Here is a 25,117-nt window from a genome sequence, read left to right as displayed (position 1 = left end):
GAGGTGCGTGTGAGGGGGAGTGGCCCGGCGGTCCTGCGGGAAACTCGACCGCATGCGTACTGCGTACAGCGTGGAGACGGTCCGGAACGCCGAACGGGAGCTGATGGCACGGCTGCCGGAGGGGGCGCTGATGCAACGCGCCGCCGCGGGGCTCGCCGCGGCCTGCGCCGACCTGCTGGGGCGGGTGTACGGGAGCAGGGTCGTGCTGCTGGTCGGCAGCGGCGACAACGGGGGTGACGCCCTGTATGCGGGGGCCCGGCTGGCCCGCCGGGGGGCCGGGGTCACCGCGGTGCTGCTCGCGCCGGAGCGGGCGCACGCGGGTGGGCTCGCGGCGTTGCGGCGGGCCGGGGGGCGGGTCGCGGGGACCGGTCGGGCCGAGGCGCTCGTCGAGGGCGCGGACGTCGTCCTCGACGGGATCGTCGGGATCGGGGGGAAGGGCGGGCTGCGGCCGGACGCGGTGCCGTTGGCCGCTGCCGCCGCACGATCGCGGGGAGCCGTGGTCGCCGTCGACCTGCCGAGCGGTGTCGACGCCGACACCGGGGAGGTGCACGGGGAGGCCGTGCGGGCCGATCTGACCGTGACGTTCGGGACGCACAAGCCCGGGCTCCTGATCGATCCCGCGCGGGAGTACGCGGGGTCGGTGCGGCTGGTCGACATCGGGCTGGAGCTGCCGGCCGAGCCGGAGCTGGAGGCGTTGCAGCACGACGACGTGGCCCGGCTGCTGCCGGTGCCGCGGGCGGAGAGCGACAAGTACCGGCGGGGCGTGGTCGGCATCGCCGCCGGGTCGGCGCGGTACCCGGGGGCCGCCGTGCTCGCCGTCTTTGGGGCGCTGCGGGGCGGGGCCGGGGCCGTGCGGTACGTCGGGCCGGCCGGGGACGCGGTCATCGCGCGGTTTCCCGAGACGCTCGTGTCGGACCAGGGGCCGAAGCACGCCGGGCGGGTGCAGGCGTGGGTCGTCGGACCAGGGGCCGGGGACGACGCCGCGACGGTGGCGGAGGTGCTGGCGGCGGACGTGCCGGTGCTGATCGACGCGGACGGGCTGCGGCTGGCCGACTCGGAGGTCGTGCGGGGGCGGCGGGCGCCGACGCTCATGACACCGCACGCGGGGGAGGCGGCGGCCCTGCTGGGTGTGGACCGGGCGGAGGTCGAGGGCGGCCGGCTGGCGGCGGTCCGGGAGCTGGCCCGGCGGTACGGGGCGACCGTGCTGCTGAAGGGATCCACGACGCTGGTGGCCGACTCGGGAGGCGGCGCGGTGCGGGTGAACCCGACGGGGACGGGGTGGCTGGCCACGGCCGGAAGCGGAGACGTGCTGTCGGGACTCGGTGGATCGCTGCTGGCGGCGGGGCTGTCCGCGGTGGATGCGGGCAGTGCCGGGGCGTATCTGCACGGGCTGGCCGGTCGGCTGGCGGCGGACGGGGCGCCGGTGGGGGCGCACGATGTGGCCGAGGCGGTGCCGGAGGCTTGGCGGAACGTGCTGGGGTGACGGCCCGAACACGAGGGAAACCACTCCGATGGCGGCACGGGAACCACGGGCCGACGCCGGTCGATCCGCCCGGGGCGTCGTCCCGTGCGGATCGCCGCGCACCGCCGCCGGCTCGATGCGCGATGGCGGCACGGGAACCACGGGCCGACGCCGGTCGACCCGCCCAGGGCGTCGTCCCGTGCGGATCGCCGCGCACCGCCGCCGGCTCGATGCCGCGATCGGTCTCATAGGGGCAACCCACAGGGGGACTCACAGGGGGACCCTCGGGGGGTCCAACTGCTCGCTGGGGAGTGTGCGCAAGGCCGCGATGATTCGATCGTGTGATGGTCGGCTTCCAGGCGTGCGGCGGTCCGGGCGTTCAGGCCACGGTGATCGAGCGATCTGGACGCCGGGGCACGGCCTTGGCGTGCGGGGCCCCGCTCCACCGGAGTGATGGTTCGGGGCCTCCCCGTCGCCTCTGGCCGTACCTGATGTGGCCGGGTCGCACGGGAACCGGCCTCTCGGGATCGGACCACGGACAGGATCCGTGTCGTCGCCCCGGGGTCGAGTACGCCGGGGACCAGTGCGCCCAGGACCGTTCGGGGCGTGCGGCTGAGTGGCTCACTCCTGCTCAGTCCCCAAGACGGTACGTAGCCGACCCGCCGTCGGAGCCCTCTGAGACACTGGGCGCGATGAGCGAGAGAACAGCCCCGACCGCGCCCCTGCGGGCCCGCGCCGAGATCGACCTGGCGGCCCTGCGGGCCAATGTGCGGGCCCTGCGCGCCCATGCGCCGGGCGCGGCCGTGATGGCCGTGGTGAAGTCCGAGGCGTACGGCCACGGGGCTGTGCCGTGCGCCCGCGCGGCGCTCGCCGCCGGTGCGAGCTGGCTTGGCACGGCCACGCCCGAGGAGGCCCTCGCCCTGCGGGCCGCCGGGCTGCCGGGCCGCATCATGTGCTGGCTGTGGACGCCCGGAGGGCCGTGGCGAGAGGCGATCGACGCCGAGCTGGACGTGTCGGTCAGCGGGATGTGGGCCCTGGAGGAGGTCGTCGAGGCGGCCAGGGGAGCCGGCCGGCCCGCCCGTGTGCAGCTGAAGGCCGACACCGGCCTCGGACGCAACGGGTGCCAGCCCGGGGACGACTGGGCCGCGCTCGTCGATGCGGCGCTGCGGGCCGAGGGCGAGGGCCTGCTGCGCGTCACGGGGCTGTGGTCGCACTTCGCCTGCGCCGACGAGCCCGGGCACCCCTCCATCGCCGCCCAGCTCGCCGTGTTCCGGGACATGGTCGCCCACGCCGAGGGGCGGGGCGTGCGGCCCGAGGTCCGGCACATCGCCAACTCCCCGGCCACCCTCACGCTCCCCGAGAGCCACTTGGACCTGGTCCGCACCGGCATCGCCACCTACGGCATCTCGCCCAGCCCTGAGCTCGGCACCCCGGCCGACTTCGGGCTGCGCCCGGTGATGACGCTGTCCGCCTCGCTTGCCCTGGTCAAGCACGTACCGGGCGGGCACGGCGTCAGCTACGGCCACCGGTACGTGACACCCGGCCCGACCACCCTCGGCCTGGTGCCGCTGGGCTACGCGGACGGCATCCCGAGGCACGCCTCCTCGGCCGGGCCGGTGCTGGTCGAGGGCAAGTGGCGCACGATCGCCGGGCGGGTCGCCATGGACCAGTTCGTGGTGGATCTGGGGGGCGACGAACCCGCGGCGGGGACCCGGGCGGTCCTCTTCGGGCCCGGCGACCGCGGTGAGCCCACCGCGGAGGACTGGGCCCAGGCGGCCGGAACCATCGCCTACGAAATCGTGACCCGGATCGGAACGCGCGTTCCTCGCGTCTATGTGAATGAGGGACAGGACGGGTAACTCGCACAGAGAACCGTTCACGCGAGAAACGGCAGTCACAAAGGCAACATCAGCATCACCCGACCCGGCGAGTCACCCGATCGGCACCCTGGCGAAGAGGAGCGGTACGTGAGCGAGAGCAGCGCGGAGGTCGTCGCGGACGTCGCCTCCGCGGCCGTCGCGGCCTCCGCCGCGGGGGCGGCGGGAGGCTGGCGCCGGGCGACCGGTATCGCCGGTGTGGCGATAGGCGTGGTGGCCGCGGGCGCGGCCGCCGGTGTCGCCCTGGAGCGGATGACGGTCGGCCGTGGCATGCGCCAGAAGGCCCGGCTCGCACTGGACTCGGCGGGGCCGTACGGCTCCCTGCGGGGCATGCCCGGCAAGGCGTTCGCCGACGACGGCACGGAGCTGTACTACGAGGTCGACGACCTCGACGAGGAGGCCGCCCCCGCCGCCCTCGGCCCGCGCCGCCGCCGGCTGTTCGGCCGCAAGTCACCCGCTCCCGTCACCGTCGTGTTCAGCCATGGCTACTGCCTCAACCAGGACTCCTGGCACTTCCAGCGGGCGGCCCTGCGGGGCGTCGTACGGACCGTGCACTGGGACCAGCGCAGCCACGGACGGTCCGGGCGGGGCGTGGCCCAGACCCGGGGCGACGAGCCGGTCACCATCGAGCAGCTGGGCCGGGACCTGAAGGCCGTCATCGACGCGGCGGCGCCCGAGGGGCAGCTGGTGCTCGTCGGGCACTCCATGGGCGGCATGACGGTGATGGCGCTGGCCGACCAGTACCCGGAGCTGATCCGCGAGCGGGTCGTCGGGGTCGCCTTCGTGGGCACGTCGTCGGGGCGGCTCGGCGAGGTCAACTACGGCCTGCCCGTCGCCGGGGTCAACGCGGTGCGGCGAGTGCTGCCCGGGGTGCTGAAGGTGCTGGGGCAGCGGGCCGAGCTGGTGGAGAAGGGACGCCGGGCGACCGCGGACCTGTTCGCCGGGATCATCAAGCGGTACTCCTTCGCGTCCCGGGACGTCGACCCGGCCGTCGCCCGGTTCGCCGAGCGGATGATCGAGAGCACCCCGATCGACGTGGTCGCCGAGTACTACCCGGCGTTCAACGACCACGACAAGACCGAGGCGCTCGCCCACTTCGCCGACCAGCCGGTCCTCGTGCTGGCCGGGGTGCAGGACCTGGTGACGCCGAGTGAGCACAGCGAGGCCATCGCCGATCTGCTGCCGGACGCCGAGCTGGTGCTGGTGCCGGACGCGGGGCACCTGGTGATGCTGGAACACCCGGAAGTGGTCACCGACCGCCTCGCCGACCTGCTCACCCGCACGGGTGCCGTGCCCGCAGGGGCTACCGTGAAGGGCTATGGAAGCACCAGCACCGCACAGCCCGGCTGAGCCCGGTTCCGTCCAGATCGTCGTCACGTCCCCCGAGCAGATGCGGGAGCTGGGCCGCCGGCTCGCGAAACTGCTGCGCGCGGGTGACCTGGTGATGCTCAGCGGGGAGCTCGGCGCGGGCAAGACGACGCTGACCCGTGGGCTGGGCGAGGGGCTCGGCGTGCGCGGGGCCGTCACCTCGCCGACCTTCGTGATCGCCCGGGTGCACCCCTCGCTGGGCGAGGGGCCGCCGCTGGTCCACGTCGACGCCTACCGGCTCTCCGGCGGTCTCGACGAGATGGAGGACCTCGACCTCGACGTCTCGCTGCCCGACTCCGTGGTGGTCGTGGAATGGGGCGAGGGCAAGGTCGAGGAGCTGACCGAGGACCGGCTCCAGGTCGTGATCCATCGGGCGGTGGGCGACACGACCGACGAGGTCCGGCAGATGACGATCACCGGTGTGGGGGAACGCTGGGCCACGGCGGACCTGAGCGTGCTCGCCGCCTGAGTCCCGGTGTGCGGGCATTTGATGGACGTTCCGACAAGACGTCGGCAAGATGTTGCATCCGGCGTCTTGTGCGTGGTCACATGGTATCCAGTCAGTAGTTAGGTGTACCTAACTACGTTGCCCCGGCCCTTCGGGAGGCGTCCATGTCGGCTACAGAGAGCAAGGGGCAGCCGCAGTGGTTCGCGGTCGCCGGGGTGTCCATGCGCGACCTGCTGGCGGCCGGCGAGGCGGCGGCGCTGCTCTCGACACCGCCGCGCGCACCCGACCCGGACCTCGCCCGGCAGACCCCCGAGCGACGCGAAGCGGCCTAGAGGGCGCGTCCGCCGAGTCCCGCCTGAGCCGCGCGCCCGGCACGACCCAGGGCCTCCGGAATCCGGCCCGCACCCGCGGGCACGGCTCAGCGGACGACCACGACCGTGCGGCCGATCGTCGCGAACGTCCACATCGCGTCGCCGTCCGCGCGGGACTCGCGGATTCCGCCCGTGCGGACCTTCGGGTCGGGGGCGGGGGCCGGGGGCGCCGACTCGTTCACGGCCGCGCTGAAGCCGATGACCACGCCGCCCACACTGGCGAAACGCACCACGTGCTCGACCGGGACGCCGTCGGAGCCGGTGACCGAGTTGGAGCGGGACGTCACCGAGTAGGTGCCCGGGGCCGGGTCCACCGTGCTCGGGTCGACCTCGAACGTACGGCTGATCGCCTCGTCACCGGCGACCAGCCACACCCGGTCACCGCGCAGCGAGTACACGACCCGGGCGCCCTTCCCGGAGTCGCCGGGCAGTGCGCTGGGATCCTTCTTGACCTGGGGCGCCTTCGACGTACCGGCCGCCGGGGCGACACTCGCCTTCGCCGCCCTGCCGAGACCGGCCGGGACGGTCTCGGAGGCCTGGTGGGCGAGGTAGCCGACCGTCGCGAGGGCCGCGGCGGTGAGCCCGGCCACGATTCCCGAGCTGCTGGCTGACACCGGAGTCCACCTCACGTCGTATCGCTGTCGTGACGGTAGGTGACGGTAGCAGCAGGTGACGACCCGACAGGCGCGACCGTGCCGGGCCCCGGGGAGCCGTAGGCTGTTTGCGTGCTCTTGCTCGCTCTGGATACCGCCACGCCCGCTGTCACCGTCGCGCTGCACGACGGACGCGATGTCATCGCCTCGTCGAGTCAGGTGGACGCGCGGCGGCACGGGGAACTGCTGCTGCCGGCGATCGACCGGGTGTTCGCCGAGGCCGGTCTGCGGCTCGACGCCGTCACCGGCATCGTCGCCGGGATCGGTCCGGGACCGTACACCGGGCTGCGCGTCGGCCTGATGACCGCCGACACCTTCGGGCTCGCGCTCGGCGTCCCCGTGCACGGTGTGTGCACGCTGGACGGCCTCGCCTACGCCGCCGACCTGCAGGGCCCGTTCGTCGTCGCCACCGACGCCCGCCGCAAGGAGGTGTACTGGGCCCGCTACACCGACTCCCGCACCCGGGTGACCGACCCGGCCGTGGACCGGCCCGCCGACATCGCCGAACAGGTCGCGGGGCTGCCCGCGGTCGGCGCGGGCGCGCTGCTGTACCCGGAGACCTTCCCCAAGGCGCACGAACCGGAGCACGTCTCCGCCGCCGCCCTCGCCCGGCTGGCCGCCGAGAAGCTGGCCGCCGGCGAGGAACTCCCCGCGCCCCGGCCGCTGTACCTGCGCCGCCCCGACGCCCAGGTCCCCAAGAACTACAAGGTGGTCACCCCCAAGTGACCGAACCCGTGACGTGCACGCTGCGCGAGATGCGCTGGTGGGACATCGACCCCGTGCTGGAACTGGAACGGAACCTGTTCCCCGAGGACGCCTGGTCCCGGGGCATGTTCTGGTCCGAGCTCGCCCACGCGCGCGGACCCGAGGCCAACCGGCGGTACGTGGTCGCCGAGTCCGGCTCCGGGATCGTCGGGTACGCCGGTCTCGTCGCCACCGGCGAGCAGGCCGACGTCCAGACCATCGCCGTGGCCCGCGACCTGTGGGGCACCGGCCTCGGCGGACGGCTGCTGGCCGAACTGCTGCGGGCGGCCACCACCTTCGAGTGCGCCGAGGTGCTGCTGGAGTGCCGGGTCGACAACGTCCGCGCACAGAAGCTCTACGAGCGCTTCGGCTTCGAGCCCATCGGTTTCCGGCGCGGCTACTACCAGCCCGGGAACGTGGACGCCCTGGTGATGCGCCTGACCTCCCCCGAGAACTCCGTACAAGGAACCGAGATCAATGGCTGACGAACCCCTCGTACTGGGAATCGAGACCTCCTGCGACGAGACCGGCGTCGGCATCGTCCGGGGCACCACCCTGCTGGCCGACGCCGTCGCCTCCAGCGTCGACGAGCACGCCCGCTTCGGCGGTGTCGTCCCGGAGGTCGCGAGCCGCGCCCACCTGGAGGCGATGGTCCCCACCATCGACCGCGCCCTGAAGGAGGCGGGCGTCAGCGCCCGCGACCTCGACGGCATCGCCGTCACCGCCGGCCCCGGTCTCGCCGGTGCCCTCCTGGTGGGTGTCTCCGCGGCGAAGGCCTACGCCTACGCCCTCGGCAAGCCCCTCTACGGCGTGAACCACCTCGCCTCGCACATCTGCGTGGACCAGCTGGAGCACGGCGCGCTGCCCGAGCCGACCATGGCCCTGCTGGTCTCCGGCGGCCACTCCTCGCTGCTGCTGTCCTCGGACATCACCTCCGACGTCCGCCCGATGGGCGCCACCATCGACGACGCGGCCGGCGAGGCCTTCGACAAGATCGCCCGGGTGCTGAACCTCGGCTTTCCCGGCGGCCCGGTCATCGACCGGTACGCGAAGGAGGGCGACCCGACGGCGATCGCCTTCCCGCGCGGCCTGACCGGCCCGCGCGATCCGGCCTACGACTTCTCCTTCTCGGGGCTGAAGACCGCCGTGGCGCGCTGGATCGAGGCCAAGCGGGCGGCGGGGGAGGAGGTGCCGGTGCGGGACGTGGCGGCGTCCTTCCAGGAGGCGGTCGTGGACGTGCTGACCCGCAAGGCCGTCCGCGCCTGCAAGGACGAGGGCGTCGACCACCTGATGATCGGCGGCGGTGTGGCCGCCAACTCCCGGCTGCGCGTCCTCGCCCAGGAGCGCTGCGAGGCCGCCGGAATCCGGCTGCGCGTGCCCCGGCCCAAGCTGTGCACGGACAACGGCGCGATGGTCGCCGCCCTCGGTGCCGAAATGGTCGCCCGGGGCCGGGCGTCGTCGAGCTGGGACCTGTCGGCCGACTCCTCGCTGCCGGTGACGGAGCCTCACGTCCCGGGCGACCACGACCACGTGCACGAGGTCAGCAAGGAGAACCTGTACTCGTGACGGTCGCCTTGATGTGGGAGGCCCGGGCGTCCGAAGGACGGGGCGAGGACCTGCTGGCCTGGGCGCGTGCCCAGGAGCTCCCCCGCGAGCCCCTGCGCCGGGAGACCTTCCGGGCGCCCCAGGACCGGGTCCTCGTCCTCACCTGGTGGGACGCGCCCTTCGACGCCGAGCTGCCCGAACTGCCCGAGCCCGAGGGTGAGTTGGTCGGCCGGGCCGTGCATCGCTGGCGGTTCGAGTCGGTGGCGGTCGGCTGACCGGGCCGGTCAGCCGAGGACCGGGGACACCTCCGTCTCGCAGCGCAGCCGCCGCTGCGTGCCGAGCGCCCGCACCGGGCCCGTGAGGGTGAGGTGCGCGGTGTGCCGTACGTCCGCGCTGGAGGCGGCCAGCCGTAGTTCCAGGGCGCCCGGTTCGACCACCCGCCGGCCCGAACGGTCGGTGAACGCCGACAGGTCCGCGTGGAAGCGGAACGTGACCCGGACCGCCTCGCCCGGAGCCAGCTCCACCCGCCGGTAGCCGATCAGCCGGACGTCGGGGCGGGTCACCGAGGCCACCGGGTCGTGCAGGTACAGCTGCACGACCTCGGCTCCCTCGCGCTCGCCGGTGTTCCGGACGGTCACCGACACGTCGTGGGAGCCGTCCGTGCCGACCTCGGCCGGTGCCGTCGCCGAGCAGTCCTCCCAGGCGAACGCCGTGTACGAGCGGCCGTGGCCGAAGGCGTACAGCGGGGTCGGGTCGAGGTTGCTGACCTCGCCCGCGAGACCCAGCGGCGGCTGGAGATAGGTCCAGGGCTGCCCGCCCGGGACCCGCGGGACGCTGACGGGCAGGCGGCCCGAGGGGCTCACGCGGCCCGACAGGACGCCCGCGACCGCCGGGCCGCCCTCCTCTCCCGGGAAGAACGCCTGGACGACCGCCCCGAGGCGGTCGTGCCAGCGGCCCAGGGCGTAGGGACGGCCGGTCAGCAGCACCAGCACCACGGGCACGCCGGTGGCGACCAGCGCGTCCAGCAGTTCGCTCTGGGCGCCCGGCAGGCCGAGGTCCGTGGCGTCGCAGCCCTCGCCCGAGGTGCCGCGGCCGAACAGGCCCGCCCGGTCGCCGAGGACCGCCACGCACACGTCGGCCTCGGCGGTGCGGGCGATGGCCTCCTCGAAGCCCCCGGTGTCCGGGTCCGTCACGTCGCAGCCCTGCGCGAACGTCACCTTGGCGTCGGGGAGTTCGGTGCGCAGGGCGTCCAGGACGGTCGGGATCTCGATGCCGGCCGGCACCTCGGGGTGGTGGGTGAGGACGTGGGACGGGAAGGAGTAGCAGCCCAGCATGGCCAGGGCGTCGGCCGCCCGGGGACCGACCACCGCGATGCGGGTGTCGGGGGCCAGCGGGAGCAGTCCGCCGGGGTTGTCGAGCAGGACCACCGACTCCTCCGCCAGGCGGCGGGCGAGGATGCGGTTGCCCGTCGAGTCGAGGTTGATCGCGGTGGCCGGCTCCGGGGCCCAGTCCTCGTCCAGCAGGCCCAGTTCGCACTTCTGGAGCAGGACGCGACGGGCCGCCCGGTCCACGAGCTCCTCGGGGACATCGCCCGAGCGGACCGCCTCCAGCAGCGGCCGGCCGTAGCACTTGACGGTCGGCAGTTCGACGTCGATGCCGGCGGTGAGGGCCGCGTGGGCCGCCCCGGCCGGGGTCCCGGCGACCCGGTGCAGGGTCTGGAGGAAACCGATGCCGAAGTAGTCGGCGACGACCGTGCCGGTGAAGCCCCACTCCTCGCGCAGGAGATGGGTCAGCAGCCCGGGGTCCGCGGAGGCCGGGACCCCGTCCGTCTCGGTGTAGGCGGCCATCACCGAGCGGGCGCCGCCCTCGCGCAGGGCCATCTCGAAGGGCGGCAGGGTGACGTCGGCGAACTCGCGGACGCCGGCCCGTACCGGGGCGAGATTGCGGGCACCGGCCGAGGAGGCGTACCCGGCGAAGTGCTTGAGCGTGGCGACGATCCCCGCCGCTTCCAGGCCCCGCACATAGGCCGCGCCGACCGTGCCGACCAGGTACGGGTCCTCGCCGATCGTCTCCTCCACCCGGCCCCAGCGCGGATCGCGTACGACGTCCAGCACGGGCGCGAGACCCTGGTGGACGCCGGCCGAGCGCAGGTCGTCGCCGATGCGCCGGGCCATCTCCTCGACCAGCGGCGGATCCCAGGTCGCGCCCCACGCCAGCGGGACCGGGTACGCCGTGGCCTGCCAGGCGGTGAAGCCGGCCAGGCACTCCTCGTGCGCGATCGCCGGGATGCCGAAGCGCCCGGCCTCGGCGATACGGCGCTGGGCGCGGGCCAGTGCCTGCGCGCCCAGCGCCGGGTCGACGGGGGCGGTGCCGAAGGAGCGCGTGAGCTGGCCCAGACCGTGGGTGATCAGCTCGGCCCATTCCTCGTCGGAGGACTCGACGGTCATGTCGTGCTGATGCGGAGCCACCCCGTCGCCGTCCGTCGCGGCGCCCACCCACACGCCGTACAGCTGGGCGGTCTTCTCCTCCAGGGTCATCCGGGAGAGCAGGTCGTCGACGCGGGCGGCGGCGGGCAGCGCGGGGTCACGCCAGGGCGCGGTGGTCATGAAGCTCCTGTCGGGTGGACGGACGGCCCTCTCACGAACGAATTCACGAATGTTTCGTTATGAACTTCGAATGTTCCGGGAACCTATGGCGGTGCGAGGACTTCGTCAAGGGGGCCCGCAGGGTTACGATCGCCGCCATGACATCCCCGGAGCCCGTTGAAAGCCGGACGCAGAACCGGACGCAGGGGCGCACCGCGCAGACCGCGACGCTCGCCGAGATCGCCCGTGAGGCCGGTGTGTCGGCGCCGACTGTTTCGAAGGTCCTGAACGGCCGTGCCGACGTCGCCCCGGCCACCCGGGCCCGCGTCGAGGACCTGCTGCGCGTCCACGGCTACCGGCGACGCCGTGCCGAGGCGACCCGTTCGCCCCTGATCGACCTGGTCTTCCACGAGCTGGAGAGCGCCTGGGCGATGGAGGTCATCCGCGGTGTGGAGAACGTGGCCCGGGACGCCGGCCTCAGTGTGGTGCTGTCCGAGAGCGCGGGGCGGCTCACCCCCGGGCGGACCTGGGCCGACCAGGTCGCCGCGCGCCGGCCGCACGGCGTGATCCTGGTCCTGTCCGGGCTCGACGAGTCACAGCGGGCGCTGCTGACCAGCCGGTCCATCCCGTTCGTGGTGATGGACCCGGCCGGCGACCCCGGTGCCGACGTGCCGTCCATCGGCGCGACCAACTGGCAGGGCGGTCTCGCCGCCACCCGGCATCTGGTCGAGCTGGGGCACCGCAGGATCGGCGCGATCAGCGGACCCTCGCAGATGATGTGCAGCCGGGCCCGGATCGACGGCTACCGGGCCGCGCTGGAGACGGCCGGACTGCCGGTGGATCCCGCCCTGATCGCGAGCGGCGACTTCCACCACGAGGCCGGCTACCGGCTGGGCCTGGAGCTGCTGCGCCGCCCGGACCGGCCGACCGCGGTCTTCGCCGGGAACGACCTGCAGGCGCTCGGGCTGTACGAGGCCGCGCGTGAGCTGGGACTGCGCATCCCCGAGGACCTGAGCGTGGTCGGGTTCGACGATCTGCCCGTGGCGCCCTTGGTCGGACCACCGCTGACGACCGTGCGGCAGCCCCTGACCGAGATGGCCGAGGCGGCGGCCAAGCTGCTCCTCGATCTCGGGCGGGACGAGGAGACGTTGGCGGCGACCCGCGTGGAGCTGGCGACGAGCCTGGTGGTGCGCAGCAGTACGGCGGGTCCGGCGGAGCGGTAGGCGCCGTGGCGGCGGGCTGTTCAGGGCGCTTCCGCCCTGCGCCGAAGCCAATCGGCTGTACCTTCGAAACTTTCGGATAGGTCAGCTCGTCGGTGTCCGGAGGCTTCGCCGAGGCGTACGGCCGGTGTGCGGGAGCGGGCGCACCCGCTACGCCTCCGTGCCGTCCGGTGCCCGTGGTGGCTCTGGGGCGAGCCCGGCTCCAGAAATCTGAGAATTTCCGAAGAAAGGCCGCCCTGAGCTCCCTGCCCGTAATAATTCGGACTTATGTTCCTGCTCGTGACGGGACATCACGGGGACCAGGACACAGAAGCGGGCCGGCGGTCGAGAGCGTTGAGGATCGCCGGCCTCACCTTGGCGGGGACGCTGGTGCTGGGTGCCGGAGCGGCCGGCTGGGCCTACTGGCATCTCAGCGACAACATCACCGGCGTCGACATCGACAGCGCGCTGGGTGACAACCGGCCGCCGAAGCCGGTGACCACACCCTCGCCCTCGGCCCCGGCCGTGCCGAGCGAGGCCCTCAACATCCTGGTCCTGGGCTCGGACTCGCGCAGCGGCAAGGAGAACCGCAGGCTCGGCGGCGGCGACAGCTCGGGCGCCCGTTCCGACACCGCGATGGTCGTCCATCTCGACGCCGGGCGGACCAGCGCGACGGTGGTGAGCATCCCGCGCGACACCCTGGTCACCCGCCCGTCCTGCCCACGCCCCTCCGGGGGCTCGACGCGAGTCGCCCACCACTCCATGTTCAACAGCGCGTACGAGGTGGGCGGCCCGGTCTGTGCGGTGAAGACGGTCGAGGCGATGACGAACGTCCGCATGGACCACTACCTCGAGATCGACTTCTCCGGCTTCGCCCGGCTGGTCGACGCGCTCGGCGGCGTCACCGTCACCACGGACGAGGACATCGCCGACGAGGACAGCCATCTGCGGCTGAAGGCGGGCACCCATCACCTGGACGGCGTCCAGGCCCTCGCGCTCGCCCGCACCCGGCACGGCATAGGCGACGGCAGCGACCTGGGCCGCATCGGCCTTCAGCAGAAGCTGGTGAAGGCCCTGCTGGAGCAGATCTCCTCCCAGGACCTGCTCACCGACCCGGCCAAGCTGTACCGCGTCGCCGACACGGTCACCGCCGGCCTCACCACCGACACCGGCCTGGACTCCCTCGCCGAACTGACCCGCCTCGGACAGAGCCTGCGGGGCCTCTCGGCGAGCGGGGCGCGGACGGTGATGATGCCCGTGGTGCAGGCGCCGTCGGATCCCAACCGGGTGGTGGCCGAGGAACCGGAAGCAAGGAAGCTGTGGGAGTCGCTGCGCTGACCCGGGAAAAGGCGTCCCGGAAAAAATCTTCGAAGAAATCCGGCGACCGTGTCGATCCGGCGGGCCCCCGATCGACGCAGGGGTGAGAGCGGGGAAGAGCCCCGCTCCGCACACCCCGAGGAGTCACCATGCCGCGCTTTCTCACCCTGATCCGCATCGACGAGAAGAACGCCCCCGCCGAGGGCCCGAGCCCCGAGCTCATGGAGCGGATGGGCAAGCTGCTGGAGGAGATCACCAAGGCCGGGGTCATGCTCGACACGGCCGGGCTCACGCCGACCTCCGACGGCAGCCGGGTGACCTGGGAGGGCGGAGCGCTGTCCGTCACCGACGGGCCGTTCACCGAGTCCAAGGAGGTCATCGGCGGCTACTCGATCAGCCAGTGCAAGGACAAGGCCGAGGCGATCGAGTGGACCAAGCGGTTCCTGTCCCTGCACGAGGACTACTGGACGATCACCGCCGAGGTCCGGCAGATCGCCGAGGACTGACCGGCCCTCGCGCCGGTTCCGCTTGGCCGGGCGGCACCACGGGTGTCTGATGGTGGACTGTGACCCCGCAGCCCACCCCGGCCTCGGAACCGGCCAAGGCCTCGCAGCCCACCCCAGTCTCGGGACCGGCCAAGGCCACGCGGCCCCCCCCGGATGCGGAGCCGACCCCTGCCCCGCAGTCGGCCTCGTCCCTTGTGCCCCGGCCCGACCGTGCCGCCGAGGCCATCGAGACCGTCTTCCGTATGGAGTCGCCCCGGATCATCGCCGGCGTCACCCGGATCGTCCGGGACATCGGAATCGCCGAGGAACTCGCGCAGGACGCGCTGGTCACGGCGCTGGAGCAGTGGCCGCGGGAGGGGGTGCCCGACAACCCGGGCGCCTGGCTCATGACCACCGCCCGCCGCCGTGCCGTCGACCTGGTCCGGCGCCGGGAGAACTACGCCCGCAAACTGGCGGAGATCGGCCGGGACCTCTCGGCCGTGTCGCCCCCGGCGGAGCCCGCCGATCCCGACGACATCGACGACGACCTGCTGCGCCTGGTCTTCACCGCCTGCCACCCGGTCCTGTCCACCGAGGCACGCACCGCCCTCACCCTGCGTCTGCTCGGCGGCCTGACCACGGCCGAGATCGCCCGCGCCTTCCTGGTCCCGGAGCCGACGATCGCGCAGCGCGTCGTCCGCGCCAAACGCACTCTCGCCACGCGGAACATCGCCTTCGAGGTGCCTCACGGCGCCGACCGCGAGGCCCGCCTCGGCTCGGTCCTCGACGTCATCTACCTGATCTTCAACGAGGGGTACGCCGCGACGGCCGGCGACGACTGGCTTCGCCCGTCCCTGTGCGAGGACGCCCTGCGCCTGGCCCGGGTGCTCTCGGCCCTGATGCCGAAGGAGCCCGAAGTGCACGGCCTCACCGCGCTTCTGGAGCTTCAGGCCTCCCGTACGTGGGCCCGCACGGGCCCCTCCGGCGAGCCGGTCCTCCTGAAGGACCAGAACCGCTCCCGCTGGAACCGCATGCTCATCGCCCGCGGCATCGACGCGCTGGGCCGGGCGGAGACGACCTCCTCCGGCGCCCCGGGCCCGTACACCTTGCAAGCGGCCATCGCCGCCTGCCACGCGCACGCGTACACCTACGAGGAGACCGACTGGGCCCGCATCGCCACCCTCTACGGCCTCCTGGCCGCCCGCTCCCCGTCGCCGGTCGTGGAGCTGAACCGCGCGGTGGCCGTCTCGATGTCCGAGGGCCCGGGCCCGGCCCTCGCCCTCGTCGACGCCCTGGCCGGTGACCCGGCCCTGCGGGACTACCACCTGCTGCCCAGTGTCCGCGGCGACCTCCTCGCCCGCCTCGGCCGTACGCAGGAGGCCCGGGCGGAGTTCGAACGGGCGGCGTCCCTGACCCGGAACGAACGGGAGCGTGAACTGCTGCTGAGGCGGGCGACGGAGCAGCAGTGACGGCTGCGCCCGGCCGGGGGAGGTCCCACGGGCGTCGGGCAGTCCTCGGCTGTACCAGGGTGGGGTTCGGCGGCGGGCATCGAGCAGTCCTGCGACTCGCCAGGGTGGCGTCCCGACGAGAGACGGGCAGTCCTGACGCTCACGCCCGCACGGGGTGCCCGATGAGCATCGCCGGTGCCCCCGCGACCCTGGTCAGGAACACCGTCGCCGCGTGTGGGCCCTGCGGCTTGACCTTCCTGCGGAGTTCCTCCGGCTCGACCGCCGAGCCCCGCTTCTTCACGGTCAGCGTGCCGACCTGCCGTTCCCGCAGGAGGGCCTTCAGCTTCTTGACGTTGAAGGGCAGGTGGTCGGTGATCTCGTAGGCCGTGGCGTACGGGGTCGGGCGCAGGGCGTCGGCCGTGACGTACGCGATGGTCGCGTCGAGCAGGCCGCCGTCGACCTGGTCGGCCACCTCGGCGACCAGGTGGGCGCGGATGACGGCGCCGTCGGGCTCGTAGAGGTAGCGGCCGGGCGTGCGGACGTCCGGGTCGGGCAGGTCGCGGGAGAGCAGGGTGCGGGGGCCCGGCAGGAGGGTCGCCCTAACCGCCCCCGGCTCGGTGCCGAACCACAGCACGGCCTCCTTGACGTCCCCGCCGTCGGAGATCCACTCGGCCTCGGCGTCCTCGGGGACCGCCTCGTGCGGGATGCCGGGGGCGATCTTCAGGGCGGCGGCGCGAGGGGCCCGGCGGGCGGCGGCGACCGCCCAGGACAGGGGAGGTGAGTAGGCCTCGGGGTCGAAGATCCGGCCGCGTCCGCCGCGCCGGGCGGGGTCCACGAAGACGGCCTCAAAACCGGCCGTGTCCGCCTCCGTCACGTCGGCCTCGCGCACCTCGACGAGCCCGGCCAGGTCCAGCGCGTCGGCGTTGGCCCGGGCCGCGGCGACGGTCTGCGGGTCCCGGTCCACGGCCAGGACCCGGATTCCGGCGCGGGCCAGCGCGATCGCGTCACCGCCGATGCCGCAGCACAGGTCGGCGACCGAGGTGATGCCCGACTCGGCCATGCGCCGGGCCCGGTAGGCCGCCACGCTCGCCCGGGTCGACTGCTCGACGCCGTTCGGCGTGAAGAACATCCGGCCCGCGTCCTCGGCCCCGAACTTCACCACCGCCCGCTGCCGCAGCCGTGCCTGGCCCAGGGCCGCCGACACCAGCTCGGCGGGGTGCTCGCGGCGCAGCCGGGTCGCGACGGCCAGCTCCTGCGCCGGGTCGGTGTCCCGCACCTCGTCGAGGAGAGCGCGGCCTTCGGGGGTGAGGAGGAGGGCGAGGTCGTTCACCGGATCATTGTCGGCCACGGGAAACAGGCGGCGGTGCCCGGTCCGCAGCGGCCGTCCCGGTGCGGGCGCTGTCCGGCGGCGGCCGGCCCGGTGCGGGCGCTGTCCAGGGCCGGCCGCTCGTGGGTCCCGCTGTCGTGGGGGCCGGTCGTCGGATGGTGGGCCGCTCGTCCGTGGTGCTCGTGGGTCCCGCTGTCGTGGGGGCCGGTCGTCGGATGGTGAGGCGCCCGTCCGTGGTGCTCGTGGGTCCCGCCGTCGCGTGGGCCGGTCGCGTCGGATGGTGAGCCGCCCGCGCGTGGTGCTCGCGGGTGCCGCCTCGTGTGGGCCAGTCGGTGGATGGTGAGCTGCCCGGTCGCGGTGTCGGGGCGGGTTCAGCGGGGCGGGCTGCGAGGATCCGGCACCATGCGAGCAGTCGTACAAAATGACAAAAGTCGGGCGTCGGGACGGGCGTCCGCCGGCGTACGGATCATCCTCGCCGTGCTCGTCCTCGCCGCCATCGCCTCCGGCTGCGCGCAGGACGGCGGCGACGAGGTCACCCCGGCCGGCGGCCAGCAGCCCCTCGACGCGCCCCCGGCCCGCGCGCTCGACTCCTACGCCACCAAGCTGCGCGCCGCGCACGCCGCCCGGGTCGCCGCCGCGCACCGCTGGGGTCTGCGCAGGACCCCGTCGGCCGCCCCGCCCGCCCCCGCGAAGAAGCCCAGGATGAGGACCCGCAAGGGCTTCGAGGTGGACGGCCACCGGGAGCTGGACCTGCCGCCCGTCTTCACCAGGGTCCCCACCCAGGACAAGGTCGTCTTCCTCACCATCGACGACGGCGCCGAGAAGGACCCGGCGTTCCTGCGGATGATGAGCGACCTGGACGTCCCCTACAGCGCCTTCCTCACCGGCTACCTGGTCAGGAACGACACCCCCTACTTCCGGAAGATGCAGTCCCGGGGTGTGGTCCTGCACAACCACACCCTCAACCACCCCAACCTGCGGGGCCTGTCCTACCGGAAGCAGAAGCGCGAGATCTGCGGCATGCAGCGCTACATGGAGGGGCGGTTCGGCGAACGCCCCACCCTCTTCCGCCCGCCCTACGGCAGCTACGACCGGTCGACCCTCAGGGCCGCCAAGAAATGCGGCATCGCCTACGTGCCCCTGTGGAACGAGGAGGTCTTCGCCGACCACTGGGAGTACCGCGACGGAGGCCGGAAGCTGCACCCGGGCGACATCGTCCTCACGCACTTCCGGGGTCGTGACCAGTGGAAGGGCACCATGGCGGACATGATCCGCCGCTTCCTGAACAAGGTCACGGCTCAGGGGTACGCGGTCGGGCGGCTGGAGGACTACCTGTGAGGCGCCAGGCCGCCGTACTGCTGTGCGCGGCCCTGCTGGCCGGCTGCTCCGGGGTGGCGGCCGAGCGGCCGGGCACCGGCGACGACCGGGCCCGGGACCCGGCGCGCGGGGTGCACGACACGCGCCGGCTGCCGCCCGTCGTGGACCGCGTCGCCACCCGCGAACCCGTCGTCTTCCTCACCTACGACGACGGCGCCGAACGCGACCCCCGCTTCGTCGGCCTCGTCCGCGAACGGCGGCTCCCGGTCAGCATGTTCCTCACGGACAGCGTCGTGGGACCCGGCTACGGCCACTTCGCCCGGCTGCGTGCGGTCGGCGCGTCCATCCAGAACCACACCCTCGACCACCCCGCCCTGCGCGGCCTGCCCTACGCCGGCCAGCGCGCGGAGATCTGCGGCCAGCAGCACAAACTCCGCTCCCGCTTCGGCATCGTCCCCCGCCTCTTCCGCCCGCCCTACGGCACCTACGACACGACGACCCTGCGCGCCGCCGCCGACTGCGGCATCACCGCGGTCGTCCTGTGGCGCGCGTCCCTGAACGCCGACGGCGAACTGGCCTACGCCCGCGGCGAGCCCGGCCTGCGGCCCGGCGACATCGTCTCGGTGCCGTCGGCCGAGACGGGGCCGCCGACCCTGGCCGAACGGACGGCGCGACTGCTGCGCGAGATCGAGGCGAGGGGGCTGCGGGTGGGGCGGCTCGAGGACCACCTGGAGAAAACACCGGCCCGACGCGCCGCAGCCAATTAGCAGTCCGCTTGACCGAGTGCTAATCGCAGTCATAGTCTCGGCTCTGGCACTCCCCACTGGAGAGTGCCAACACAGCGACGGGCAGGTCCGGCACCCGCGACGACGGATCCACCTGGTCGCCACCTCAGACAGTTAACCCCGTGAGATCTCCGAAGGGGGAGGTCGGATCGTGACGACCACCAGCTCCAAGGTTGCCATCAAGCCGCTCGAGGACCGCATTGTGGTCCAGCCGCTCGACGCCGAGCAGACCACCGCCTCTGGCCTGGTCATCCCGGACACCGCCAAGGAGAAGCCCCAGGAGGGCGTCGTCCTGGCCGTGGGCCCGGGCCGCTTCGAGGACGGCAACCGTCTTCCGCTCGACGTCTCCGTCGGCGACGTCGTGCTCTACAGCAAGTACGGCGGTACCGAGGTGAAGTACAACGGCGAGGAGTACCTCGTCCTCTCGGCCCGCGACGTGCTCGCGATCGTCGAGAAGTAATTCACCCCAGCACCTTGCTTTGAACTGCGCCCCTGGCCCCCGCGATCGCTATTGAGCCGGGCGCCCGGGGCGCAGTGCCGTAACCCCTGATTCCGGAAGAGGGCTCACGCTCCCATGGCGAAGATCCTGAAGTTCGACGAGGACGCCCGTCGCGCCCTCGAGCGCGGCGTCAACAAGCTTGCCGACACGGTCAAGGTGACGATCGGCCCCAAGGGCCGCAACGTCGTCATCGACAAGAAGTTCGGCGCCCCCACCATCACCAACGACGGTGTGACCATCGCCCGCGAGGTCGAGGTCGAGGACCCGTACGAGAACCTCGGTGCCCAGCTGGTCAAGGAGGTGGCGACCAAGACCAACGACATCGCGGGTGACGGTACGACCACCGCGACCGTGCTCGCCCAGGCGCTCGTGCGCGAGGGCCTGAAGAACGTCGCCGCCGGTGCCTCCCCGGCCGCCCTGAAGAAGGGCATCGACGCCGCCGTCGCCGCCGTCTCCGAGGACCTGCTCGCCACGGCCCGCCCGATCGACGAGAAGTCCGACATCGCCGCCGTCGCCGCGCTGTCCGCCCAGGACCAGCAGGTCGGCGAGCTCATCGCCGAGGCGATGGACAAGGTCGGCAAGGACGGCGTCATCACCGTCGAGGAGTCGAACACCTTCGGCCTGGAGCTGGACTTCACCGAGGGCATGGCCTTCGACAAGGGCTACCTGTCGCCGTACTTCGTGACGGACCAGGAGCGCATGGAAGCCGTCCTGGACGACCCGTACATCCTCATCACGCAGGGCAAGATCTCCGCCATCGCGGACCTCCTGCCGCTGCTGGAGAAGGTCATCCAGTCCAACGCCTCCAAGCCGCTGCTGATCATCGCCGAGGACGTCGACGGCGAGGCGCTGTCCACCCTCGTCGTGAACAAGATCCGCGGCACCTTCAACGCCGTCGCGGTGAAGGCCCCCGGCTTCGGCGACCGCCGCAAGGCGATGCTGCAGGACCTCGCGGTCCTCACCGGCGCCACGGTCGTCTCCGAGGAGGTCGGCCTCAAGCTCGACCAGGTCGGTCTGGACGTCCTCGGTTCCGCCCGCCGCATCACCGTCACCAAGGACGACACCACGGTCGTCGACGGCGCCGGCAACAAGGACGACGTGCAGGGCCGCGTCGCCCAGATCAAGGCCGAGATCGAGTCCACCGACTCCGACTGGGACCGCGAGAAGCTCCAGGAGCGCCTCGCGAAGCTGGCCGGCGGCGTGTGCGTCATCCGCGTGGGTGCCGCCACCGAGGTCGAGCTCAAGGAGCGCAAGCACCGTCTGGAGGACGCCATCTCCGCGACCCGCGCCGCGGTCGAGGAGGGCATCGTCTCCGGTGGTGGCTCCGCGCTCGTCCACGCCGTGAAGGTCCTCGAGGGCAACCTCGGCAAGACCGGCGACGAGGCCACGGGTGTCGCGGTCGTCCGCAAGGCCGCCGTCGAGCCCCTGCGCTGGATCGCCGAGAACGCCGGCCTGGAGGGCTACGTCATCACCTCCAAGGTCGCCGAGCTCGAGAAGGGCCAGGGCTTCAACGCCGCCACCGGCGAGTACGGCGACCTGGTCAAGGCCGGCGTCATCGACCCGGTCAAGGTCACCCGCTCCGCCCTGGAGAACGCCGCCTCCATCGCCTCCCTCCTCCTCACGACCGAGACCCTGGTCGTCGAGAAGAAGGAAGAGGAGGAGCCGGCCGCCGCGGGCCACGGCCACGGCCACGCCCACTGAGGCACCGACCTCGTAGCAGAAGCCCCCGTTCCGCCCAGGCGGAACGGGGGCTTCTCCCGTAGGTCCTGCCGGTCACAGCTCCAGCGGATCGAGCACCCCCAGCTGCTGCATCAGCCCCAGCCGGTCGTACTGCCACCAGCCCTCGGCGATCTTCCCGTCCGGAGTGCAGCGGTGGACGGTCGTCCCGGTCATGGTGACGTCCTTCCCGGTCGGCGGAATCCCGAGGAAGTCGCCCTTGTGGTGCCCCTTCCAGGACCACCGGGTGCACACCCGGTCGCCCTGCGCCATCTGGTCGTCGATGGTGAACGAGAAGTCGAACCCGCCCCGCCACACCTCCACCTCGCGCCGGAACGCGTCCAGCCCGATGGCGTCCTGCACGTTGGCGGGATCGTGGTCGTGGTAGTCCTCGATGAACACGTCGTTGAACGGCGGCGCGGCCCCCCGGCCCGGCGCGAGCTCGAAGAACCTGCGCGCGGTGGCCGCGTACAGCTGCTCGTCCCGCACCACGTCCAGGTCCGTGAAGGTCGGCGTCTCCTCGCAGAGCGCCACCATGTCCTGGAAGATCCGGTCGGTCTCCGGCAGCCCGGAGTTGCGCATCGCCTCCTCGTACGACGGGAACTCCACGATCTCCACGATGTGCGAGGCATCGGCCCGATCCGTCGCCACGACACTGTGTGACGCGGTCCGCTTCCCCTTGGTCTGCTCGACCCACCGGTCCATCAGCCGGTTCATCTCGTCGAGCCGGCTGGTCCTGCATTCGATGAGCTGTACGAAGGTCATGGCCTCGCCTCCGGCCCCCCTGGGTCCGGCTGAACAGCTTCATTGTCCCAACCGGAGCCGTCCGTCGCCTCTTGGCCCAAGGCTGCTACTGCGGCCCGTACTTCCGACCCGTCCTGGAGGAAACGGCCCCGAGCATCCCCCGCGGCACCAGCTTCGCCGCGCCCATCAGCGCCTTGTAGCGCGGGTCCGGAACGGACAGCGTCTTGCCGCGCGCCAGATCGTGCAGCGCCGCCGCCACCAGCTTGTCCGCGTCGAGCCACATCCAGCCCGGGATGTTGTCGGTGCCCATCCCGGCCCGGTCGTGGAACTCGGTGCGCACGAACCCCGGGCAGAGCGCCATCAGCCGCACGCCGCTGCCGGCCAGGTCGCGCGCCGCGCCCTGCGTGAACTGCACGACCCAGGCCTTGGACGCGCCGTAGGTGCCCCGGGGGACGAAGGCGGCCACCGACGCGACATTGACGACGCCGCCGCGGCCCCGCTCGCGCATCGCTCCGGTCGCCGCCGACGTCAACCGCAGCACCGCCTCGCAGTGCACCTTCAGCATCCGCAGTTCGTCCGCCATGGAGACGTCGAGATAGCGGCCCTTGTTGCCGAACCCGGCGTTGTTGATCAGCAGGTCGACGGGGCTCTTGCGGTCGCCGAGCCGTCCGGCCACCGCCTCGATGCCCTTGTCCTCGGCCAGGTCGGCCGTCAGCACCTCCGCCTCGATGCCGTGCCGGTCGTGCAGCTCGGTCGCCTGCTCCCGAAGCCGCTTGGTGTCGCGGGCCACCAGCACCAGGTTGTGCCCGTCCGCCGCCAGTCGCCGCGCGAACGCGGCCCCGATGCCTGCCGTCGATCCCGTAATCAGAGCCGTTGTCATGGCAGAAGGTTAGTGACCCGGACCGAGTGCATCCGCTTCCCCCGGGGGCCGTCCGTGGTGAAGGGTCGGTGGAGACAGGCGTGGCGAGCGGCCGTCAGGCCCCGTACTTCTCCTGATATTCACGGGCCGTCCTCAGCACCTCCGGGTGCAGGGCCTCGCCCGCGGCCACCAGCCGCGGCAGCAGCGCCCGCTCGGTCGTCACCGCCCGGAACTGCAGGGCCACGGTCACGTCGTGGCCGGGCCGGTGCACGATCTCGACGGCATCGCCCGCGCGGATCTCCCCGGGCTCGATCACTCGCAGATACGCCCCCGGCGCCCCCCGCCGCGTGAACCGCTTCACCCAGCCCTTCTCGTCCAGATGGCCCTGGAACGTACGGCACGGGATCCGCCCGGAGGTGATCTCCAGTATCACCTCGGGGCCGATGCGCCAGCGCTCGCCGATCAGGGCGCCGGACACGTCCAGCCCGCGGGTCGTGAGGTTCTCGCCGAACGCGCCGTCGGGCAGCGTCCGGCCCAGCTCGCGCTCCCACGCGTCCATGTCCTCGCGAGCCATGGCGTACACCGCCTGGTCGTCGCCGCCGTGGTGCTCCAGCTTGCACACCGCGTCCCCGGCCAGCCCGCTCCCGCCGATGCCCTTGGGACCGGGCGCGGACACCCGCACCGGCCCGTCCACCGGCCGCTTGTCGATCCCGGTCACCCCCTCCGGGTTGTCCGTGTACGGCACGGCCTCGGCACGACCCAGATTCACTGACAGAAGCCTCATGCCCGCACGGTAGGCGACCGGACCCCAAAGCGTCGACGCATTATCGGTCGCGACATCAAAGAGTGACTTATCCTCTAGGGGTGATCGAAGCTCGTCATCTCCGTGTCCTGCGCGCCGTCGCGACCACCGGCTCCTTCTCCGCCGCGGGCCGCGAGCTGGGCTGCACCCAGCCCGCCGTCAGCCAGCAGATGAAGGCCCTGGAAACCTCCGTCGGCACGCCGCTGCTGATCCGCACCGGACGCGAGATGCGCCTGACCCAGGCCGGTGAGGCCCTGGTGCGGCACGCCGCCGGGATCCTCGCCGGGCTCACGGCGGCGGAGGAGGAGGTCGCCGCCATCGCCGGGCTGCGCGCCGGACGGGTCCGGCTCGTCTCCTTCCCCAGCGGCAGCTCCACCCTCGTCCCCACGGCCCTCGCCGCACTGCGCGAGGCGCACCCCGGCACCCGTGTCTCCCTGGAGGAGGCCGAGCCGCCCGCCTCCGTGGGCCTGCTGCGCGAGGGCGACTGCGACGTGGCGCTCGCCTTCCGCTACGAGGGCGCGGTCGGTGCGGAGGAGTGGGACGACCTCGTCGTGCGACCGCTGCTGTCGGACCGGCTCGTCGCGCTCGTGCCGGAGCGCCACCGGCTCGCGGGCGCGCAGTCCGTCGCGATCGGCGAGCTCGCCGAGGAGCCGTGGATCGCGGGCTGCCCGCGCTGCCGCGGACAGTTGGTCGAGGTGTGCGCGGCGGCCGGCTTCGCCCCGCGCATCGACTTCGCGACCGACGACTACCCCGCGGTCGTCGGCCTCGTCGGGGCCGGCCTGGGCGTGGCCGTCCTTCCCCAGCTGGCCGTCGAGTCGGTCCGGCCCCGGGGAGTGCGCGCCGTGCGGCTGGAACCGGCGGTGCGGCGGGAGATCGTCGCGCTCACCCTGCCCGACCTCGCACAGGTCCCGGCCGTGGCGGCGACACTCGACCAGCTGGCCCGGGCCGCCCGCCGCCAGTAGCGGCCCACTCGCGTCAAAAACCAACGGCACGCGTGCGCGTGCCTGTGCAGAAACGTTCCTTCAGGTGTTCGAGGCGGTGTGCCCGCCCGATGCCGACGCCGACACCAGCCGGTTGCGCGCCCGCCCCATCAGCTCTTCGCGCTCGTCCTCGGTCAGCCCGCCCCACACGCCGTACGGCTCACGCACCGCCAGGGCGTGGGCTGCGCACTCCGCGCGTACGGGGCACCTCATGCAGACCTCTTTGGCCGAGTTCTCACGAGCGCTCCTCGCCGCACCGCGCTCACCCTCCGGATGGAAGAAGAGCGAGCTGTCCACCCCGCGACAGGCAGCCAGCAGCTGCCAGTCCCACAGGTCCGCGTTCGGTCCGGGAAGGCGGGAGAAATCTGCCATTACGTGACCCCTTGTAGCCGTTTTGGGCGGATCCGGTGTCTACGACCGTACAACTACGATCTAAGGAGATGAAAATATGACTCATTGCGAATCTAGCTCCAGACACTGGCAAAGCGGAAGAAATGGGTCTGAATGGGGCATAGCTTGTGATGAAAGTTCGCAGGTCTGCTGTGCATGTCTGCACCGTGTCCGTCCCCTCACGTAGAGTGCCGAA

The 25,117-nt window shown here is 72.7% G+C and carries 25 protein-coding genes; 18 read left to right on the top strand and 7 right to left on the bottom strand.

Annotated elements, in window-relative coordinates; all coding sequences use genetic code 11:
- Positions 1 to 52: 52 nt before the first annotated feature.
- The 5 genes from FDO69_RS02345 (at position 53) to FDO69_RS41045 (ending at position 5,487) form a co-directional block, all read left to right on the top strand.
- On the top strand, positions 53 to 1,483 hold the full coding sequence (locus FDO69_RS02345) for an NAD(P)H-hydrate dehydratase (protein ID WP_104777871.1): 1,431 nt from the start codon (positions 53 to 55) through the stop codon (positions 1,481 to 1,483).
- 671 nt (positions 1,484 to 2,154) lie between these two features.
- Positions 2,155 to 3,321, top strand: coding sequence for an alanine racemase (gene alr, locus FDO69_RS02340; protein WP_104777870.1), 1,167 nt, complete (start codon positions 2,155 to 2,157; stop codon positions 3,319 to 3,321).
- Positions 3,322 to 3,429: 108 nt separating this feature from the next.
- Entirely contained in the window at positions 3,430 to 4,689 is a 1,260-nt protein-coding gene (locus tag FDO69_RS02335; protein WP_104777869.1) for an alpha/beta fold hydrolase, read from the top strand.
- Complete coding sequence (gene tsaE / locus FDO69_RS02330) at positions 4,658 to 5,176, top strand: tRNA (adenosine(37)-N6)-threonylcarbamoyltransferase complex ATPase subunit type 1 TsaE (protein ID WP_104777868.1); 519 nt, start codon at positions 4,658 to 4,660, stop codon at positions 5,174 to 5,176. Before FDO69_RS02335 ends, tsaE begins: the two co-directional genes overlap by 32 nt.
- A gap of 143 nt (positions 5,177 to 5,319) precedes the next feature.
- Positions 5,320 to 5,487, top strand: coding sequence for a hypothetical protein (locus FDO69_RS41045; RefSeq protein ID WP_167526505.1), 168 nt, complete (start codon positions 5,320 to 5,322; stop codon positions 5,485 to 5,487).
- Between the two features lie 86 nt (positions 5,488 to 5,573).
- On the opposite strand, the gene FDO69_RS02325 is transcribed toward FDO69_RS41045, so the two are convergent.
- Positions 5,574 to 6,140, bottom strand: coding sequence for a hypothetical protein (locus FDO69_RS02325; protein WP_104777867.1), 567 nt, complete (start codon positions 6,138 to 6,140; stop codon positions 5,574 to 5,576).
- 111 nt (positions 6,141 to 6,251) lie between these two features.
- Here FDO69_RS02325 and tsaB point away from each other — a divergent pair, with 111 nt between their 5' ends.
- The 4 genes from tsaB to FDO69_RS02305 are packed head-to-tail and all read left to right on the top strand — an operon-like array spanning position 6,252 to position 8,743.
- Positions 6,252 to 6,905, top strand: coding sequence for a tRNA (adenosine(37)-N6)-threonylcarbamoyltransferase complex dimerization subunit type 1 TsaB (gene tsaB / locus FDO69_RS02320; RefSeq protein WP_104777866.1), 654 nt, complete (start codon positions 6,252 to 6,254; stop codon positions 6,903 to 6,905).
- Complete coding sequence (gene rimI / locus FDO69_RS02315) at positions 6,902 to 7,408, top strand: ribosomal protein S18-alanine N-acetyltransferase (RefSeq protein WP_167526504.1); 507 nt, start codon at positions 6,902 to 6,904, stop codon at positions 7,406 to 7,408. The genes tsaB and rimI overlap by 4 nt, the downstream gene beginning before the upstream one ends.
- A complete protein-coding gene (tsaD, locus tag FDO69_RS02310) occupies positions 7,401 to 8,489 on the top strand; it encodes a tRNA (adenosine(37)-N6)-threonylcarbamoyltransferase complex transferase subunit TsaD (protein ID WP_104777865.1) in 1,089 nt (362 codons plus the stop codon). Before rimI ends, tsaD begins: the two co-directional genes overlap by 8 nt.
- Complete coding sequence (locus FDO69_RS02305; protein ID WP_104777864.1) at positions 8,486 to 8,743, top strand: hypothetical protein; 258 nt, start codon at positions 8,486 to 8,488, stop codon at positions 8,741 to 8,743. The genes tsaD and FDO69_RS02305 overlap by 4 nt, the downstream gene beginning before the upstream one ends.
- Before the next feature lie 9 nt (positions 8,744 to 8,752).
- On the opposite strand, the gene FDO69_RS02300 is transcribed toward FDO69_RS02305, so the two are convergent.
- Complete coding sequence (locus tag FDO69_RS02300; protein WP_104777863.1) at positions 8,753 to 11,074, bottom strand: beta-xylosidase/alpha-l-arabinosidase; 2,322 nt, start codon at positions 11,072 to 11,074, stop codon at positions 8,753 to 8,755.
- A gap of 137 nt (positions 11,075 to 11,211) precedes the next feature.
- Between FDO69_RS02300 and FDO69_RS02295 the strand changes: the two genes are divergently transcribed.
- The 4 genes from FDO69_RS02295 to FDO69_RS02280 all read left to right on the top strand — a co-directional run bounded on the left by FDO69_RS02295 (position 11,212) and on the right by FDO69_RS02280 (position 15,523).
- Positions 11,212 to 12,276 (top strand): LacI family DNA-binding transcriptional regulator, encoded by a 1,065-nt coding sequence (locus FDO69_RS02295; RefSeq protein WP_104777930.1) that lies wholly within the window; start codon positions 11,212 to 11,214, stop codon positions 12,274 to 12,276.
- A 264-nt stretch (positions 12,277 to 12,540) separates the two neighbouring features.
- On the top strand, positions 12,541 to 13,590 hold the full coding sequence (locus FDO69_RS02290) for an LCP family protein (protein ID WP_170320821.1): 1,050 nt from the start codon (positions 12,541 to 12,543) through the stop codon (positions 13,588 to 13,590).
- A gap of 128 nt (positions 13,591 to 13,718) precedes the next feature.
- Positions 13,719 to 14,075: a YciI family protein gene (locus tag FDO69_RS02285; RefSeq protein WP_104777862.1), complete on the top strand. Its 357-nt coding sequence runs from the start codon at positions 13,719 to 13,721 to the stop codon at positions 14,073 to 14,075.
- Positions 14,076 to 14,269: 194 nt separating this feature from the next.
- Complete coding sequence (locus FDO69_RS02280) at positions 14,270 to 15,523, top strand: RNA polymerase sigma factor (protein ID WP_104777861.1); 1,254 nt, start codon at positions 14,270 to 14,272, stop codon at positions 15,521 to 15,523.
- 139 nt (positions 15,524 to 15,662) lie between these two features.
- On the opposite strand, the gene FDO69_RS02275 is transcribed toward FDO69_RS02280, so the two are convergent.
- The gene (locus tag FDO69_RS02275; RefSeq protein ID WP_104777860.1) at positions 15,663 to 16,832 is read right to left on the bottom strand and encodes a THUMP-like domain-containing protein; all 1,170 of its coding nucleotides are present in this window, start codon (positions 16,830 to 16,832) and stop codon (positions 15,663 to 15,665) included.
- Between the two features lie 399 nt (positions 16,833 to 17,231).
- On the opposite strand from FDO69_RS02275, the gene FDO69_RS02270 reads away from it, so the two are divergent.
- From FDO69_RS02270 to groL, 4 genes are all read left to right on the top strand, one after another.
- Entirely contained in the window at positions 17,232 to 18,167 is a 936-nt protein-coding gene (locus tag FDO69_RS02270; RefSeq protein ID WP_104777859.1) for a polysaccharide deacetylase family protein, read from the top strand.
- Entirely contained in the window at positions 18,164 to 18,913 is a 750-nt protein-coding gene (locus tag FDO69_RS02265) for a polysaccharide deacetylase family protein (RefSeq protein WP_104777858.1), read from the top strand. Before FDO69_RS02270 ends, FDO69_RS02265 begins: the two co-directional genes overlap by 4 nt.
- A 169-nt stretch (positions 18,914 to 19,082) precedes the next feature.
- Positions 19,083 to 19,391: a co-chaperone GroES gene (gene groES / locus FDO69_RS02260; RefSeq protein WP_003974211.1), complete on the top strand. Its 309-nt coding sequence runs from the start codon at positions 19,083 to 19,085 to the stop codon at positions 19,389 to 19,391.
- Between the two features lie 114 nt (positions 19,392 to 19,505).
- Positions 19,506 to 21,131, top strand: a complete 1,626-nt coding sequence (groL, locus tag FDO69_RS02255; RefSeq protein ID WP_104777857.1) for a chaperonin GroEL — start codon at positions 19,506 to 19,508, stop codon at positions 21,129 to 21,131.
- Between the two features lie 72 nt (positions 21,132 to 21,203).
- Here the strand turns inward: groL and FDO69_RS02250 are convergent, their stop codons facing one another.
- From FDO69_RS02250 to FDO69_RS02240, 3 genes are all read right to left on the bottom strand, one after another.
- Positions 21,204 to 21,911, bottom strand: a complete 708-nt coding sequence (locus FDO69_RS02250; RefSeq protein WP_104777856.1) for an ester cyclase — start codon at positions 21,909 to 21,911, stop codon at positions 21,204 to 21,206.
- 85 nt (positions 21,912 to 21,996) lie between these two features.
- On the bottom strand, positions 21,997 to 22,770 hold the full coding sequence (locus FDO69_RS02245; protein WP_104777855.1) for an SDR family NAD(P)-dependent oxidoreductase: 774 nt from the start codon (positions 22,768 to 22,770) through the stop codon (positions 21,997 to 21,999).
- A gap of 94 nt (positions 22,771 to 22,864) precedes the next feature.
- Entirely contained in the window at positions 22,865 to 23,533 is a 669-nt protein-coding gene (locus FDO69_RS02240; protein WP_104777854.1) for an MOSC domain-containing protein, read from the bottom strand.
- Between the two features lie 80 nt (positions 23,534 to 23,613).
- Here FDO69_RS02240 and FDO69_RS02235 point away from each other — a divergent pair, with 80 nt between their 5' ends.
- On the top strand, positions 23,614 to 24,513 hold the full coding sequence (locus FDO69_RS02235) for a LysR family transcriptional regulator (RefSeq protein WP_104777853.1): 900 nt from the start codon (positions 23,614 to 23,616) through the stop codon (positions 24,511 to 24,513).
- Between the two features lie 60 nt (positions 24,514 to 24,573).
- On the opposite strand, the gene FDO69_RS02230 is transcribed toward FDO69_RS02235, so the two are convergent.
- A complete protein-coding gene (locus FDO69_RS02230) occupies positions 24,574 to 24,903 on the bottom strand; it encodes a WhiB family transcriptional regulator (RefSeq protein WP_104777852.1) in 330 nt (109 codons plus the stop codon).
- Positions 24,904 to 25,117 lie beyond the last annotated feature (214 nt).

Origin of the sequence: Streptomyces tibetensis (assembly GCF_007655005.1) — a bacterium.
GTDB lineage: Bacteria > Actinomycetota > Actinomycetes > Streptomycetales > Streptomycetaceae > Streptomyces > Streptomyces tibetensis.
Note: the sequence above shows the minus strand (reverse complement) of the source record. Positions and strands in the feature narration are given on the sequence as shown.